13 protein-coding genes are annotated in these 17,965 nt (G+C 41.2%); 4 read left to right on the top strand and 9 right to left on the bottom strand.

What is annotated here, in order from left to right:
* Positions 1–4 precede the first annotated feature (4 nt).
* Complete coding sequence (locus tag ABFX33_RS10700; protein ID WP_346086049.1) at positions 5–3,289, bottom strand: SusC/RagA family TonB-linked outer membrane protein; 3,285 nt, start codon at positions 3,287–3,289, stop codon at positions 5–7.
* A gap of 496 nt (positions 3,290–3,785) precedes the next feature.
* On the opposite strand from ABFX33_RS10700, the gene ABFX33_RS10705 reads away from it, so the two are divergent.
* Entirely contained in the window at positions 3,786–4,139 is a 354-nt protein-coding gene (locus ABFX33_RS10705) for a S41 family peptidase (RefSeq protein ID WP_346086051.1), read from the top strand.
* An 18-nt stretch (positions 4,140–4,157) separates the two neighbouring features.
* Here ABFX33_RS10705 and ABFX33_RS10710 read toward each other — a convergent pair whose 3' ends face one another.
* Positions 4,158–5,195 carry an acyltransferase family protein gene (locus ABFX33_RS10710; RefSeq protein ID WP_346086053.1) on the bottom strand — a complete coding sequence of 346 codons (1,038 nt, stop codon included), beginning with the start codon at positions 5,193–5,195 and terminating at the stop codon, positions 4,158–4,160.
* Positions 5,196–5,408: 213 nt separating this feature from the next.
* On the opposite strand from ABFX33_RS10710, the gene ABFX33_RS10715 reads away from it, so the two are divergent.
* Genes ABFX33_RS10715 through ABFX33_RS10725 form a run of 3 tightly spaced genes read left to right on the top strand, consistent with a single transcriptional unit; the run spans position 5,409 to position 8,147 of the window.
* On the top strand, positions 5,409–5,927 hold the full coding sequence (locus tag ABFX33_RS10715; RefSeq protein ID WP_257095372.1) for a hypothetical protein: 519 nt from the start codon (positions 5,409–5,411) through the stop codon (positions 5,925–5,927).
* Positions 5,928–5,950: 23 nt separating this feature from the next.
* Complete coding sequence (locus ABFX33_RS10720; protein ID WP_257095374.1) at positions 5,951–6,754, top strand: fimbrial biogenesis chaperone; 804 nt, start codon at positions 5,951–5,953, stop codon at positions 6,752–6,754.
* A gap of 46 nt (positions 6,755–6,800) precedes the next feature.
* The gene (locus tag ABFX33_RS10725; RefSeq protein ID WP_346086056.1) at positions 6,801–8,147 is read left to right on the top strand and encodes a hypothetical protein; all 1,347 of its coding nucleotides are present in this window, start codon (positions 6,801–6,803) and stop codon (positions 8,145–8,147) included.
* Here ABFX33_RS10725 and ABFX33_RS10730 read toward each other — a convergent pair.
* The 7 genes from ABFX33_RS10730 to ABFX33_RS10760 form a co-directional block, all read right to left on the bottom strand.
* Positions 8,144–10,978, bottom strand: coding sequence for a hypothetical protein (locus ABFX33_RS10730; protein ID WP_346086058.1), 2,835 nt, complete (start codon positions 10,976–10,978; stop codon positions 8,144–8,146). The two genes, ABFX33_RS10725 and ABFX33_RS10730, sit on opposite strands and share 4 nt — an antisense overlap.
* An 85-nt stretch (positions 10,979–11,063) precedes the next feature.
* Positions 11,064–11,672: a LuxR C-terminal-related transcriptional regulator gene (locus tag ABFX33_RS10735; protein ID WP_346086060.1), complete on the bottom strand. Its 609-nt coding sequence runs from the start codon at positions 11,670–11,672 to the stop codon at positions 11,064–11,066.
* A 457-nt stretch (positions 11,673–12,129) separates the two neighbouring features.
* Positions 12,130–12,987: a glucose-1-phosphate thymidylyltransferase RfbA gene (gene rfbA, locus ABFX33_RS10740; RefSeq protein ID WP_346086062.1), complete on the bottom strand. Its 858-nt coding sequence runs from the start codon at positions 12,985–12,987 to the stop codon at positions 12,130–12,132.
* 38 nt (positions 12,988–13,025) lie between these two features.
* The gene (rfbD, locus tag ABFX33_RS10745) at positions 13,026–13,886 is read right to left on the bottom strand and encodes a dTDP-4-dehydrorhamnose reductase (protein WP_346086064.1); all 861 of its coding nucleotides are present in this window, start codon (positions 13,884–13,886) and stop codon (positions 13,026–13,028) included.
* A gap of 80 nt (positions 13,887–13,966) precedes the next feature.
* Positions 13,967–14,521, bottom strand: coding sequence for a dTDP-4-dehydrorhamnose 3,5-epimerase (rfbC, locus tag ABFX33_RS10750; RefSeq protein WP_257095406.1), 555 nt, complete (start codon positions 14,519–14,521; stop codon positions 13,967–13,969).
* A gap of 2 nt (positions 14,522–14,523) precedes the next feature.
* Complete coding sequence (gene rfbB, locus ABFX33_RS10755) at positions 14,524–15,579, bottom strand: dTDP-glucose 4,6-dehydratase (protein ID WP_346086066.1); 1,056 nt, start codon at positions 15,577–15,579, stop codon at positions 14,524–14,526.
* A 193-nt stretch (positions 15,580–15,772) separates the two neighbouring features.
* On the bottom strand, positions 15,773–17,740 hold the full coding sequence (locus tag ABFX33_RS10760; RefSeq protein ID WP_346086067.1) for a polysaccharide biosynthesis protein: 1,968 nt from the start codon (positions 17,738–17,740) through the stop codon (positions 15,773–15,775).
* Between the last annotated feature and the right edge of the window lie 225 nt (positions 17,741–17,965).

Raw genomic sequence — 17,965 nt, forward strand, 5'->3', positions numbered from 1 at the left:
ATTTTTAAAATGTAACATTCAAACCAAAAGCCCAATTGCGTGGCACCGGATATACCTTACCAATATCATTGACAAGTTCGGGGTCTACAATCTTCATCAAACTTGTAACTGTCGCTAGATTTTCCACGTTAAAAAATAAGCGTGCCCGCTTGAATTTAATCTTGTCCAGCAATTCTTTAGGCAGCGTATAACCCAGTTGTAGGTTTTTCACGCGTAGGTAAGCTGCATTTTGTAGGTACCCACTTTGTGCCTTTCGGTTTCTGTCACTGTTGAAATAAGCTCTTGGCAAGTACCCATTTGGATTGTCAGCTGTCCAGCGATCTGTATGGGCCGTAAAATAGGATGATTGCCACTCGCTTCCTGTAAAACCCCAAAAATAGTTTGAGCTAGGGTCAAACATTATATCACGTTTTCCTACCCCCTGCAGAAATACCGTCAGGTCAAATCCCTTATACGCAGCATTCATATTCAAGCCAAAAGAGTAACGCGGAGTGGTATTACCAATGATCTTACGGTCACCAGGATTGGATAGTGTATTATCGCCATTGTCAATCTTGCCGTCGCCATTGAGATCTTTGTAATGAACGTCGCCAATGTTCCAAGTACCACCGTGGATAAAGGATTGATTAGTCACATCAATTTCTGCTTGGTCTTTAAACAAGCCAACAGTTTCATAACCCCATATTTCGCCCATCGTCATACCCGAATACCATTGGCGCTGTATTAGCCCCTGCGGGTTGGTGATTTTGGTTACCTTTCCTATATAATCACTGAAGACCAAATTTGCTCCATAGGAAAGTTCATTGATTTTATCTTTCCAACCTACAGTCAACTCAATACCCTTTGTTTCTGTTTCACCGTCATTGACAAGAGGTGGACGCACCCCCAACAACGCTGGTAGCCCCTGTGATTCCATGGCATAATTTTTACCATTTCGTTTGTACCAGTCAAAGCTGACATTTAACTTATTTTTCAGGAATGCGGCATCCACTCCAAAGCCGAGTGTATTTGTCGTTACCCATGAGAGTCCATAGTTGACCAATCCAGGGCTACCCACTGCTGATCCCCGACCTCCATTAAAGATCCAGCGGGTATCGGTTGGCAATGTCGTTGCCAAATTCGGATAGAATGGGTAGTAATTATCCGTAAAGGCCTGATCGCCTAAGCTGGCATAAGATCCGCGAATCTTAAATTGTTCAATCGTATTGGATAATGGTTGCCAAAAATCTTCTTTCGAGAGCACCCATCCGGCCGATATCCCCGGATAGAATTTAAAACGTTTGTCCTTTAGAAAACGCGAGGTTCCATCGTATCGCCCGTTTAGTTCAAGCAGATATTTCTCTTTGTAGTTATAGTTGATCCGTCCAAATGCACCCCGTATAGCCAATTGTGAGGCTTCATCGTTTGCATTACGGTTGACACCATAGGTCAATCCCAGTGAAGGTACTTCATCGGAGTAAAGATTGTCGTTTGATCCTTGCAATCGAAGATTATCATACAGTTCCTGTGTAAAACCGGCCAAGGCTTTAAAATAGTGTCCACCAAATGTCTTTTCATAGGATGTAAACGCATTGACCGTGTAATGCTGGTTTTTATACGTATTGCGCTCGAAATAATTCGGCGAAGTACCTCCGCGTGGATCTTTTGCACCACTTGGCTTGACAACATAAAATGTTTTGCGGTGATTGCTGTTATCGATATAAGTACCATCAAACGTGTAGTTGGCCGTAAAATCCCAACCTGGGGTCAGATGTACTAAAAACTCACCCGTTAAGATCGCATTGTCCGTTGTTGCTTTTGCTCGCCCGCCATCAGTAAATATACCAATACCGCTGCCCTCCGACCAATTGCCATCTGGATTCTTCATCGGTACAGTTGGGTAGGTCCGGCCGATCTGATGAAAATAATCATACGAGTAGCTATTACCACCACTAATTCCTCCATAAACCGCAGGATTGTCTGTTTGCGCACGGGACAATGCAGTTCTGAAATTAAAGGTAAGCCAGGAGGTAATATTGGTAGACACATTGGCCCGTACATTATAACGTTTGTATTGATCTTTGGCGTAATTAAACAAACCATCCTGTTGATTATAGCCCAAACCTACATAGTAGTTCGAATTTTCAGATCCCCCTGACACGCCAACATTATGCTGTTGACTGAAACTTGCCTTCTTGAAATAAATATCAAACCAGTCATTATTTGCATTCGCCGCGTTCCAACCAAGCCAGCTGTCAGAACTTGGATTCTTCATGGTCTCGTCTTTTAAGATCCCCGCCTGATAATCTTTAATCCGCTTGATGACATCATCATCAAATAACTTAGCTGTATAATTGGAATTTGCTCCAACTTCATTAAATGCGTTGGCGAAGTCCAGTGAGTTGGTGAATTTAGGTAGATTAATGGGTTGCGCAAAACCAAAATTGTTATTATAGGTAATAACAGGCTTGCCTGCTTTACCCTTTTTTGTGGTAATGATAATCACACCATATGGGGCACTTGATCCATAGATTGCAGCAGCAGCAGCATCCTTGACGACTGATACACTCGCCACATCGTTCATATTAATACTGCTCAGATCACCGCCCTGTACTCCATCAATTACGACCAGTGGCCCGGCCGACCGATTGACTTTGTTACCATTTGCATCTATTGCAATACCAGTATACCCGCGCACATTAATTTGCTGTTTTGTTCCGGGAGCACCGTTTGGTGTAGAAATATTTAGGTTGGCTACCGTTCCCTGTAGCGCTTGTGTAATGGTAGGTACAGAACGGTTTTCAAGGCGCTCTCCTCCAATTGAAGCAACAGCTCCAGTTAGGTTTGTTTTCTTTTGTGTACCATAACCGACAACGATCACTTCCTCCAGATCATTCACAGAACTCTCCAGACGGACTTGTAGTTCGCCACTACCCGGTGCCGAAAGTTCTTGAGCTTTGTAGCCCACAGCGCTGATATTCAGTATGGCATTTGTTGCGACTGTAATATGGAATCGTCCATCTTTATCCGTGGAAGTGGTGACGGAGCTTCCTTTGACTTTGACAGTTACACCAGAGACGGGCTGTCCTTGTTGATCGACAATACGACCAGAAAGTTCACGCTGTAGTTTTGTTAGGTTTGTTTCTTCAGTAAGTGCCCCATTAGGTGCAGGAATCTCAGGGATTCCAGTACGTAAAGCAGTTGCTTGCGCACCATTGGCAAGCAAAAATAGTACGACTCCCAAGGAGAATCTTTTTTTCTGGTACAGATACTGACGTCCATACGCAGAAGTGTTAAAAATTGGTTTCATAGTAAAACTTGGTTTTTGACAAGTGGTTATTAATTTCAGCTGTTTAGCTTGTCAAAATAGGTCCAAGAATACGTTACTTTTTATCGTCATGTCGCTAGGTGATTGTAGCACATTGCCCGATATATTTACCTCCTTCTTTTATGTTTTTCAGTTTTGTTAAATCAGTTATATCGATCGGAATTAAACTCAGTCCGCTTTTATAGTCAGTCGCCTTTCACAACCTTACACCACAGTTTAATAACTCTTGCTAAATCGTATGGGAAGCTCTACTTTGGCGTATAATTGTTTGTTTGAGACCAAACTACTAAAATTAAATACTAAATCCCTTGTCAATCAAAAAAAACAAAAGAAAAAAAACATAAACTACAGATTTACAGTTAAATAATTTCATTAAAACTCTTTACTTTTGTAAAAAATTTCTATTTCTTTTCCAATAAAGTTTAAGCGATCTGAAATAAGGCAGTGATTAAAAAGCAAATTCCACACAAGGATTTGGTTGGCAAAGACTGGAAACACAAATCCGGATTACAATAAAGGAAAAGTTGTGATCTTGGTCAATGAGCCGACTCAAAGTAGGGCCGAATTTCATGCCCTTGCCTATTCCACGCATCCCAAAGCCCAAGTTTTAGGTTCGACCACCGCAGCAGCAGAGGGTGAAGTGTCTCCTTTTTTCTTGCCCGAAGGAATATGGACCAGTTTTAGTGGTATCGGGATATATTACCCCAATGGAGATGATACACAACGCGTGGAACTCAAATTGTATCTCAAAGTAAGCCCAACAATAGAAGGAATCAGGGCAGGTAAAGATGAAGTCCTGGAAAAAGCTATTGCACTTATCCGACAACCCTAACAGGATATTAAGTCGATGTTACGATCGCTTAAAGAGTTTCATGATACGAGGCTCTACCCAATCACTCAGGATATAGGCAATACCCAACATCAAGAGCGTAACAGCAGAAATAAGTACATATTTATTTACATAGCTGTGAAGTTGATTGAAAATAATAAAACCAATATGCTGATGAATAAGATATAAGGGATAGGTCAGCATCCCAATTTTGACAAATTTAGGTGAATTGAAGCGTTGTAGCTTTTTACAGGAAACAAGTAATATGACTATATAAAATACAACGATGGTCGCAGCAATAATATAGGGAGAAAAATCGCTATGGAAAGTTCTTGTTAACCAATGGATTCGACCAATAGCGCCATCGACGGACAAATACAGGCACCAGGGCAACACGATAAAATGCTTCAACGCGGGACCCTTTAGAAAAATTTGGCAAAATACGATTCCTGCAATAAAATAAGCGCTCCAGTCCAGAATGAAAAGATGGTGAATAGCATCGTAAATTTCAGATGGTTCAACACACAGGCGCAAGCTTGACAACAACAGCCAAAAGTAGACAAGGTAGTCCAAACTGATCTGCTTAAATCGGTTTACGATAAGAAATACAGCAATAATGAGATAAAATTTCAACTCAATATACAAGGACCAATAAGCACCATCAATATTTCCCTGACCTAACAATTCCTGAACCATCGTGAAATTGGCCAAAAGCTGTTTGAATGTGACCAGGTAACGTGGCGCCCCAAAGAAATAAACGATCACAAATGTTATGATCAAACAGATCCAGTACATTGGATACAAACGTTTGAATCGTGAATAGCAAAATTTTGGTAGTGACCGATGTTTTATAGAAAAGGCGATCACAAAACCGCTGATGATAAAAAAAAGATCTACACCAAGATACCCATACTTGAAATATTCGCCGATCTCGTCGAAGCGCAACAACGACATGTTACCGCTTTTATATCCCCGATATAAATAGTGATACAATACCACCGCGGATGCGGCGATAAAGCGAAACAGATCAATTTGATAGATTCTTTTAGATTCAGCCATTTGAGCGCAAATATAGGCTGTTTCATCTATAGTTTCGGGTAATGGTTCCAAAAAAGAGTACGCTAAACCTCATTATTTACAACTGTTAATTCGACTTGCAATCGCGCATGTATTATCGAATTTATAACATCATTATGTGACTATGGCACATTGTATTTCCATTGCATCCTAGTTAACTTTACTCACATTAAATATCCGTAAAACGAGGAAATTATGAAAAAGAACCTATTAATAGTCTTTATTGCCGTCGCCGCCATATGCTTCGGTTTTCAAGCAAAAGCGCAAAGTGGCACATCGGGACCCGTCACTGTCAATATTAATCTTAGCGATGCCATCTCCATTACTTTAGGCGCAGCCCCTACCGTCAATTTTAATTACACTACCGCTGCGGATTATGCCGGGTCAAAAACGGTAGAGAAAGCGAGTCACTTTACTGTAGTCAGCAACAAGCCCTATGACCTTACGGTAACCGCTGGAGGAGCATTTACACCAGCTGGTGGACCTGCACTAGATATTGTTACAGTTACTGTACCGGCTGCAACTGCCAATGGTGGAACTCCAGTTGCCAATGTACCACTTAGCACTACTGCTGCCGCTTTGGTTAATAACTCTACGGCATCTACAGGCGCGGTTTATACCGTTGATTATACGATCTCAAATCCGGCATCGTTATTAAATCTTGCAGGATCAGCCTATAGTACAACAGTAACTTATACCGCAACACAACGATAAAAATCTGACTAAACATTTTTTTCGTGAGATATTATTTAGCAGTATTTATTATCCTGATATGCAATACCCTGATCCACGGACAGGGTATTTCAATTTCACCTTCCCGGATATTCTTCACTGGTGAAGCTGGACAGACCGTCAGTCAAGCAATTACGTTCAACAACACCTCTACTAGTTCACTTTCCTTTGTCGCGAATCTGAAAGATTGGGACCGTGACTCGTTGGGCAGTAAACGGTATTATGCCACAGGTGATAATATTGGATCAAACGCTTCCTGGCTTACCTTATCTGAAAATACGGTACAGCTAGCGCCTGGGGAAACAAAAGTGGTCAATCTTTCCATGACAATCCCTGATCATCCGACAACAAAGCAGCAATGCCATAGCATGCTTTTCTTTACACAGGTTAAAGAACAAAAAGCTGCACAGGCAAATGGACTCCATATGAATGTCCTGATTGAGGTTGGTATCCAAGTATACCATACGCCAACAGGATTAAAAGCCGGCGATCTGGAATTTCTTGCTTTTGAAGATAAAGGCGCTGTTACTGTTCAGGAAGGTAAAACCATCCATCGGATGGAAGTCAAAGTTAAAAATACAGGCCAGATCAATAAGGATGCTTATGTACGATTTGAGCTGACCAATATAGAAACTGGGGAAGAGACAGCAGTGGACGCTGTGGCAATAGCAATGCTTCCCGATTCAGAACAATGGGTCCGTGTAGACCTACCTGGTAAACTTGCGCCCGGTCGATATCTCGCTGTTGCGATACTTGATGCTGGTAGCCAATATGATTTAAAAATTGCGGAGAAGGAAATTACATATTAGTTTCGCTGCATTCCTGATTGGTATAAGCCACTGCATATCCCATGCGATGGCCCAGGTCACGATTAATTTGCCGCAAGCAAATATCCAAGGGCGTACGGACTACAGCCAAAGTTTTACAGGTGGTCAATATTCTTTTACTTTACTTGCCCTGCTCCCAACAATCAGCACCCGGGCAATTAACAGCACGAGTTTTGTCAGTACAACAGGCGGGGGAACAGTCCCTTTAAATGTAGCACACCTCAAACTAGAAAAAATAAACAACCTTTCGCTTCTCGGTTCAAGTAATGATGTCACGTTATCCACCGCCGATCAGGTTTTAATCAGTTCGCTGGCTACTGTCAGTCTTTCTGCAGGACCGGTTATTCTCAACTCACGTTTTGTTACTGCAAATCAAACATGGGTTGCAGGCATTTATAAAACTACACTATCGCTTACTGCCTCAGGTATTTTAGGCGGCACCATTACACCCTCGAGCCAAGATTTCTCCATCGATGTGCCCGGATTTATAAGCCCTCCGGCGATTATCGGTACAACCAGCATTTTGGTTAATGATTTGAGCTATTATCGTGCGGCAAATGGCATCAACGGTAATAGCGTTATACCTCTATCGACCACCGTCCCCTACATCCCTAGCATCAAAACCGGGAATACACAATTTAACTTTAGCACCACGGTAGCCTATAATGCCTTACCGGTTACTTCTGTTTCGACGGTCAGTGCTACTTTAACGGGAATAGCGAATACCACATCTGCAGCTTTATCCACAACGGATCAATCTTTGACCAATACAGCCGGTATTGCTGTTCCCACAAACAACAATCAGACGTTGACCTATACCTATAACATTGGATTAAACCAGCTGAAAACAAATTTTATTCAGGCAGGCACCTATTCCGTCCCGTTGACCTACAGCTGGAACAAATTATCATCAGCCTATCCCAGTGGCAGCCTACAGGCACAGGCAAATGGAAGCCTGTCTGTTGTGGTAAGCGACCTAGGCGAAATCGTTGCCAATCAACAAACCGTCAATCTTGCTTTTGCGACAACCAATGACTATAAGAATGGTGTCAATTTAAATATGCCAGCCCATCTTAGGGTGAGTAAAACTACGCCATACAACCTATACGTACGTGCCACATCAACAAGTTTTACTTCAGGGGCTAACAGTATCCCTTTAAATGTATTGCGCATTGGTCCAATGGCTGGTCAAAGTGGCATGAATACCATTACCCTATCCTCCACAGCTCAGCAGCTTATTCAGAATGCCGACCCTGTGATAGACCGTAATCTCAACATTCTTTACAGTATCCCCGCCAACGCAACAGGTATGCTCCTCAATAAACCTGCCGGCGCATATTCGGCCAATATTATTTTTAGCTTCGTCGCCCCTTAAAAGCGCTTGATACCAACTTTTCTACGCTCATCCCGATAATTAAAATCGGGAATTACACAATCCTTATCCACTTTAACTTCGATTTCACAATTTTGATTTTCGATCGAGAAGGGCATTCCTTCGGTAACAACAGCTATACTGTAGTTTCCTAATGGAAGATACAGCACATAATCGCCACTTTCTGAACTTAGCGTACTGTAGATTTTCCCTTGACGATCTACGGCGGTTATTTTTATTCCCCCTAGCTGCGGTCTTGATTTTAGATACCTATTCTCAACAATCTTAATACGGCCTTTTAATGGTCTTGTTTTTATCAGCGGAATTTCCAACCGTTGGTTTTTAGTCATCAATACATTGATCGGCCCCTGCGAAACCCAGCCTTTGCTATTCTCCACCTGTACGATATATGGACCAGCACCCATATCAACAAATTTCACACGGCCTTTCTCGTCTGTTAGCGCCACTTCCTTTCCAATCCGCACCAAAACGGCCTCGGCTTTGGCTTCTCCGACGTCATTGCTACCGTTATTGTTTTCGTCTTCGAAAAAAGTCAGTTCCAGCTTATGACCTTTCTGACCAGCACGTCGGCCAAAATTCTTTTCTATTCCCAGGCGAATCTGCCTATTATCAAAAGAATAACGATTCAGCGGGTTAGGATCAGGTGGTAAATTCGGATCGACAAGAAACAACGATTTTCCACTTATTGCAGTATAGAATATATCGGCTGTCAGATTCCAATTATCTTTTATCTGCCAGCGGACATTACCATTTACCGAAAGATTGTTACTTCGGGAGAAGCCATAATAGCTATACATGGTCGAGAGCTGCACATGCAGCTGATTATTAAAGGCGTAAAATTGCGTATTTGGACCCAATGAATAAATGCTGTAATTCGAATTTGCATTGGTAGCCAAAAGATCGCTTAAATAGTACGGGTTAATCTGAATAAATGTATTAAATCCAAAAAACGTATTCGTATAATTACCATTGATGCGGACCGAATGAAACGGCGCAATAGGTCTATTGGATGTATTCCTGTAGGTATATCCATAATCCGTTTGCAGCGAGAACCGGTGGCTGGGGGTAAAAAAATTAAGGTCAGCTACTGTGCGAAGGGAATTCGACTTCCAATTCACCGGATTAGTTGCAATTCCCCACCAATTCTGATAGGCACCATGTTGTGCCATAAAATAAGGCCTGAGCTCAAGTTGTAGTTTTCCAAGACCGGTATGATACCCCAACTCATAAATCTGTATCCGGGAGGCATTATTAAAAAAATAGTTTCTATCTCCCGCAAGGTATTTTGGATTATTATCCATATAGCTGATCCGGGCAGAAAGGTTTCGATTGTTGGCCAGCAACATCGTTATACGTGAATCTGTTTGGGTAAGACCTCTACGCAGCCCCACATAGTACGGTGAACTATAATAATTGACACTTGTAATCTGATAGTTGCCAAAAGAGTTATTATAATTTATGCCTCCTGCTACCGCTAGTCTATTATTTCCGCTTTCAACCTGTTCGATGCTTGTCCCTCCTTCCAAGAAAAGACTATTATTATTGCCCAAATCAATAAAACTTTTACCACTGAACAGACCGCTGCGCACACCACGATAATCATTATTGCTATGTAAGTAAGCGATGCTGTTTTCCTGATTTTTTTCGGTTTGAATGGCATATTTAACACCAACTATTTCTCCACCAGGAATTGGATTATCCATCTCCGTGAACAACATGTAATTGTTCTGGATTGCATACAAACTTAGGGAACGCCGCTTATCGAATTTGTAGGTACCTTTTATACCGCGTCCATTGATAAACTGATCGAGATTTTCATAAATATTACCCAGTTTCACGCCCAACTTTTCGGTATCATAATCCAGATAAGTATCGTATAGATTAAAAGTGCGTTGATCCTGATAATAATCGAAATTCATACGATAGCTCAATTTATCTTTATTGTTCAGATCAATTTTGCCATCTCCCTGTAACTGGTAAACCGAAATATCTTTGCCCATGTTGATATAGCGTAAAGCAGCTCGATTGTCAAAGGGTTGATTTTGCAAATTCATATTGGAAAAAAAACGCTTTACACTACCCACTGTCATCATACGGATACGATTGGAGGCCAACACGCTACCACCGCCCTCGACGGCCTGAATATCAACATCAAAATCCATATGTATATTTTTCTTACGCAAACGGGCGGTAAAAGTCAGCAAAGACTGTCCTCCCGCGGTCAATGTAAATGGCAGGGTCTCACCAATGATCTCCAGGTCAGGAGAAAGGTTAGGAAAACGCAACTGAACAGTCAGGGGTACCAGTCCCCGATTGACAGCCCGCACTAAAAATTGTGTCTGCCCCGTGGCCTGTTCCAGGTAATATTCCGGTTGTTCAGTCTGTATGAGGAAAGACTGTTCTATAGACAACTGCGTATAAAAGGACTGATGTCTCTGTATTTTTACTAAGGGATCATTGGATTCAAATCCGATTGTAAAGGCCTGTGTTCCCTCAGCAATGGTCAGGCGATCGGCCATATATTTTAGCGGAAACCACTTCGTTTCTTTGGGCTTTAAAGTAATCGACCCCGGCAATTTTATTAAGCCCCGAAGAGCCGCGGTGTTAGCTGCTGTAGGCTTTAATTCAATTGCTCTATCGGTATGGTTACTGATGTTTAATTTATTGGAGAATGTTTGCGAAGGTATAATCTGTATTGTATCACGTTCAAAATAATACGTAATATCGTATAGTTGCTGACCTTTCGCTTGGGACAAGAAAAGAGCAGCATAGCAGAAAAGAAACAGGAAAATCCAGCGGCTTCTTATTGGCATAGTATACGATTCAAATATCCATAAAAGTCAGGCTAAATTCCATGAGATTAAAATAAACGACGTCACATATTCATGTAACGAAATGCTAAGCCGTCAGTTGGGCGATCAATTCTCCCTTACTATTGATCTGAAGCTTCCGATAGATACGTTTGATGTAAATACGGACGGTATCCAATGAAATGGTATACTTCTGAGCAATCATTTTATAACTCAATCCCTCTATAATCCCATTGGCAATCTGGAGTTCCCGTGCAGTAAGCAGATCCTCATATTTCTTTGATTTAAAGCTCTGTTCGATCAGGGCTCTATTAATGCTGGGACTCACAAATGATCCATCATTTATAGTAATCTTGATTGCAGACATCAATGATTCCAAGCAAGTTTTTTTTAATAGATAGCTGACAGCACCATATCGGAAGCAGTTACGCACAGTTCGCACATCAGCCACTTCGGTTAATATGATAATTTCAGTTTTTGGAAAGGCATTTTTTGCATGTTCAACAATTAAGGGTTCCTGATTTTCAATGTCAACAATCAATATATCAGGAGCAAGCATTGTCCGATCTACACGTCCACTGCCTATATCAAAAAGAACTTCGATCCTATTTGCTCCTACTTCATTTTCCTCATTAAGTATACGCTGGGTTTCTTGTCTTGCGCGTTCGTCTCTATCAATAATGCCTACAGTAATCATGTGCTTGTTATTATTCCATATAATAATTAGTCCTATATGCCGTAATACCTCTTTTCAGTCATTTAGTACTAATTCGAATGATTCACATTGAATCTGAATTGATCTATATCTCATTACCACCTCTTTAAAAACAACTATTAAAAAAGAATTGTTTTATAAAAGAAAAATACATAAATATAATGAAATTTTTTTCAATATAGGTCAGCCTCTTATCTGAGCTCCCGGAATTGGAAGAAGAGTAATTATTTTATATTGTAAAGCGAAGTAGATAACATCTCGCGCGTAACGAGAATAGAAACTTTTCATAATGGATATTGTGTATAATAAGATGACTGTACACAATATATAAAAAATACACTTCAACAACAAACAATTCGTTTTTTTATGAAGATTCTTTCATTCACTCTTCATAAAAGAGCTTATTCTAAAGGTAGGCTAGCATTACGCAGCAATTCGATTATCTGATATGTTTCAGGTATTCCCCATACCCTGATTTACACAAAGGTTCAGCAACAGAAAGCAGTTGTTGTCGGTTAATGTATCCCATACGATACGCGACTTCCTCAATTGCTCCAATTTTCATACCTTGTCGCTCCTCAATGACTTGCACAAATTGCGCGGCTTGCATAAGTGACTGTATGGTACCCGTATCCAGCCAGGCTGTTCCTCGGTCAAATATACCCACCTTTAATTTTCCCCGCTTCAAATATTCTTTATTAATATCTGTAATTTCCAATTCCCCACGCGCTGAAGGTTTGATACTTTTTGCGATCGCAACAACATCGTTATCGTAAAAATAAATTCCTGGAACAGCATAGCTGGATTTTGGTAGTTTGGGTTTCTCTTCAATAGAAACGACATTTTTCGCTTCGTCAAACTCCACCACGCCATAACGTTCTGGATCATGTACAGGATAAGCAAATACAACACCACCATCAGGATCAGCACAAGACTGTAACAGTTTGGACATGCCCGAGCCATAGAAAATATTATCCCCCAGAATTAGCGCGACCTTATCATCACCTATAAATTCCTCGCCCAACAAAAATGCCTGCGCCAAGCCATCAGGACTTGGCTGCTCCTTATACTCAAACCTACAGCCTAGTTGAGAACCATCGCCCAATAACTTTTGAAAGTTTGGTAAATCCTGTGGAGTCGAGATAATCAATATTTCGCGAATGCCAGACAACATTAATGTAGACAAGGGATAGTATATCATTGGCTTATCATATACTGGCATTAATTGCTTACTTACTGCAAGTGTTAATGGGTGCAAACGGGTTCCAGATCCACCGGCTAATATAATTCCTTTCATTTTATAGTATTGCGTAATGAGTATTGGGTATTGAGATCTTAGTATTTTTTAATTTCCTCGGCTAGCATTTTCGATAAGCTCTCCTTCCATTCGGGCACGACCACATCATAGACCGCTTTAATCTTCGATTTATCAAGCAGTGAGTACTTTGGTCGTTGCGCTGGCGTCGGATAGGCACTCATCGGAATTGGTTTTACCTGACAATCAAACGAATGAAAATCACGTATTGCTACAGCAAAATCATACCAGGAGATTTCGCCTTCATTACTGTAGTGATAGATTCCTGCTTCCCAATTTGCTGCATCAACGATTTTCAAAATCGCTCTAGCTAAATCTTTTGCATAGGTTGGGCTACCTATTTGATCATTAATTACATTTACTTCATCCCGTTCAGCCATTAGGCGGCACATTGTCTTCACAAAATTCTTTCCATAGGAAGAATATACCCAGGAGGTCCGGATAATAATCGCTTCGGAGCACCATTTTTGAATAGCGTTCTCGCCAGCAAGTTTGGTCCGGCCATAAACATTGATCGGTGCTGTTGGCGCGTCTTCGGTTAACGGAACAGCAGAACCACCGTCAAATACATAGTCCGTCGAAATCGCAATCAATTTTGTACCATGTAGATGACAATATTGCGCAATCTCCTCACAGGCTAGGTGGTTGACCAAATCTGCCAGCGCAGGCTCTTCCTCCGCCTTATCAACTGCAGTATAAGCGCCGGCATGAATAATTAAATCTGGCTGATACATCGCCAAAATATCCTGAATCAAGAGCATTTGATCGAGCGGCAACTGCTTCCGATCCAAAAAGTAGCACTCTTTTTCGGTCTCATTCGCCAATAGTTCGTTCAATTCGGAACCTAGCTGTCCAGAAGCGCCTGTAATGACAATTCTCATCAAATCTTATTTATGATAAAAGCCCAATATGTCTATTTCTCCCACGCAGAAGCTTTAAAACACATCGGCGCTCTATTTTGTTATTTCAATTTATTGTATAATGCTGTAAAATTTTGTGCCTCCTTGTCCTTTTGCGACAAGATCATCCGATGGACAGGAATCCGCCAATCAATCGCCAATTGCGGATCTAATGGATGTACGCCATCCTCAGCTTCTTTGTTATAATTATTGTCACATTTGTAGGAAAACACGGCCTGTTCAGACAACACGGAAAATCCGTGTAAAAATCCTCGTGGTACAAATAGCTGCTTTTTATTTTCGGCCGAAAGTTCCACAGCAACATGTTGTCCATAGGTGGGTGAATTGGGCCGAACATCAACAGCAACATCCAATACGCTACCTTCCAACACACGGACCAATTTTGCCTGCGCATGATCACCTGCCTGCATATGCAATCCTCTAACCACGCCAAATTGAGATTTTGATTGGTTATCCTGTACAAAATGGGGATTATGTCCCAATATTTCGGCCAATTTATTTTCATTATACGATTCAAAGAAATAACCTCTCTCATCTTCGAAAACGGCCGGCTCCAAGATAAAGCAACCCGATAGTTTAGTTTCAGTATATTTCATGTTTAAGCGCCGCGATATTGGTTGTTGTAATACTTCTGATAGTCCCCTGAAGTAATATGGTCCAGCCATTCCTGATTGGACAGAAACCAATCTATTGTCAGTGATAAACCTTGTTCAAATGTCACCGACGGGCTCCAACCCAATTCTGTATTTATTTTATTTGCATCAATCGCATAACGCAAATCATGACCAGGCCGATCTTTCACAAAAGTAATTAGAGCAGCAGCTGTCCCCTCTTCACGGCCCAACTTGACATCCATTTGTCGGCATAGTTCTTTGATCAGGTCTATATTCTGCCATTCATTAAAACCACCTACATTGTAAGAATCGCCATTTTTACCTTGATGAAAAACCAAGTCTATCGCTTTCGCATGGTCAATGACAAAGAGCCAGTCCCGCGTATACTTTCCATCCCCATATACTGGCAGTGGTTTGTTGTTTAAAATATTATGAATACACAGTGGGATTAGCTTTTCAGGAAAATGATTGGGGCCATAATTATTTGAACAATTGGTTAAGACAATCGGCAATCCATAGGTATCATGATAAGCTCGCACAAAATGATCCGAACTTGCTTTGGAGGCAGAGTAAGGTGAATGTGGATCATATTTGGTATCCTCTGTAAAAAAACCTGTTTCGCCCAAAGCACCAAACACCTCATCTGTTGAGACATGATGGAAACGTTTCCCCTCAAAATTATCCTTCCAGATTGCTCGAGCGGCGTTCAACAAATTTACGGTGCCGATCACATTGGTCATCACAAATGTGGTAGGATCCGCAATGGAACGGTCTACATGCGATTCTGCAGCCAAATGAATGACACCGTCTGGCTGATATTGTTCAAAAACTGAATTTATGATCGTCTGATCCGTAATATCGGCTTTCACAAAAGTATAATTCGGACGCCCCTCTATATCTTTCAGATTTTCCAGATTACCGGCATAAGTTAGCGCATCCAGATTAATAATTTGATAGTCAGGATACTTTGTAACTAACTCACGAACGACATGGGACCCAATAAATCCTGCACCTCCGGTGATTAAAATTTTTTTATTCATATATGTTGCTTATTGACGGAATACCGCAGGAGCTCATCTGTCAAAATTATTACTTTAGTTAAATAGTTCACTAAAATTAGGTTGATTTTTGCGAATTGGCAAGTTTTAATCGATTGAGACCGTATAATAAATACAAAAGTCCCAGTAATGGGACTTTTGTATATAGATCGGACTAAATTCTTTTGTGTTACTTTTAAATCTTTTTTATAAGCGAATATACCGGAACCTCGTCCACAAGCTCATTGTTATCCAAGGCCTCGTATTCGGAATTTTGGGATTTAAACTCAGGAACGATTCGTTTCATCGCTGCGACCAAGCCCATAAAGTCCGGCAAATGCTGATCTGCATCCACAATCTGCTGACAAACAGCGTTGATCCGTTCCGCTTTCAAGATCAATTCATCATGTTTTACTTTTGCAATCATAATCTTCGGATGATGGGTTTTTACCGTATTTTCATTATTGGCCAAAAGTTCCTCATAGATTTTTTCACCCGGACGAAGGCCAACTATTTTGATATCGATATCTTCCGGATAGCGATAGCCCTTCAGCTTGATCATCCGTTTGGCCAGATCCATTATTTTAACCGATTTACCCATATCGAAGACAAATATCTCCCCTCCTTTTCCCATCACACCGGCTTCTTGTACCAACTGACAGGCCTCGGGAATAGTCATAAAGAAACGCGTAATTTCAGGATGTGTCAGCGTCAATGGTCCTCCACTCGCCATTTGTTTCTCAAATAGCGGGATTACCGAACCATTAGAACCGAGCACATTTCCAAATCGGGTGATGATAAAACTAGTGCCGGATCTACCACTACAGCTACTCACATAGATTTCAGCCATCCGTTTGGTGGCACCCATGACATTCGTCGGATTGACCGCCTTATCAGTGGACACCATCACCATTTTCTTTGTTCCATACTGCATACAGAGATCAGCAACATTCTTACTTCCGATTACATTTGTCTGAATGGATTCATAAGGGTTTGCCTCCATCAGCGGTACATGCTTATATGCCGCCGCATGAAACACAAGATCTGGTTTGTACTGCGCAAATATATTTTGCATAAAAGCGTAGTTACGCACATCGCCAACAATACAGTGCAGATGTTCGGGCTGTGTTGCTTTTATCGACTGCTGGATATCGTACAAGGCAGATTCAGCCTGATCCAATAGAATTAATTTGCTATAATGTCGTCTGGCAATCTGACGTGCCAATTCCGAACCAATGGAACCTGCAGCACCAGTGACGAGAATCACCTTTCCCTTCATCTCTTCTTCAATTTCCGGATGATCCAATTTAATAGGCTTACGACCGAGCAAATCTTCGATTTTTAAAGGGCGGATCTCCCGTTTTGCTCCAGAATTGAGCAGGATGCGGGCTGATGGCATAATTTTGAGTTCAAGTCCGATGTTTTGGAACCAGTCTGATACATATTCCAACCGCTCCGGATCATTGTTCTCCACTGCAATAATCACCTGTGTGATTTCATGTTTGCTAATATACTCCTTGGTAATTTCAGTAATATCTTTGATCTTCAGACCAGCAAGGCGTTTTCCGATGCGCGAGACTTTATCTTCTACAAAAGCGACTACTTGGTATTTAACCCGTGGGTCCTCTTTCAAGAGCGAGAAAGAGACTAATCCTGGACGTGAAGCGCCAAAAATCAGCACATTTTCACCTTTTCGCGCAGGTAAAAATAGATACTCGTAAATAGTACGGTATACGACGCGCGCGCCAACCATCGTTACAATCAAAATACAAGCCTGCATAGTCAATACACCATACGATAAGCGGAAAAAATCACCCATCACCGTTCCTTTTTCCACAGTCATTTTGATCCCAAAGGTTAGCATCATAAGCACCATGTAAGCTGATGCAACCGTTTTAAAAATCTTAATGGTATCCCTTATTCCAGTCTGTCGGACAATCCCTTTAAACGTATTGTAAAATAGAAACATTAACAAGTATACAGGCAAGACCAATACCAGCTTTTTTAGCATCAAAGCGACATCAAAGACGCCCCTGAAATTATTGACTACGTAATTTGAAAACACATAACTTGCGAATACAAACCACATATCGATCAGCAAAATGACCCATCGAGGATTATCCTTCCGCAACCGTTTTCTTAAATCCCATAGAGATCCCATCATAGCTTTCTTCCCGTTTTAGTTTATTTCTTTACCGTCATATTCTCCAATGAAGTTGGCACAACGCATATGGCTTATTTCAATTTTGTAAAGGACGACCAAGATACTCAAAATTTGATAATCATTTGGTCTTTTTACTAAAAAATCAATAACGGTAGGCGCCATATCCCCATCTCCATATCATCGTGGACTAAGCAACTATTATACCGAAAATATTACAATCAATGA

The organism is Sphingobacterium ginsenosidimutans (assembly GCF_039536865.1).
GTDB lineage: Bacteria > Bacteroidota > Bacteroidia > Sphingobacteriales > Sphingobacteriaceae > Sphingobacterium > Sphingobacterium detergens.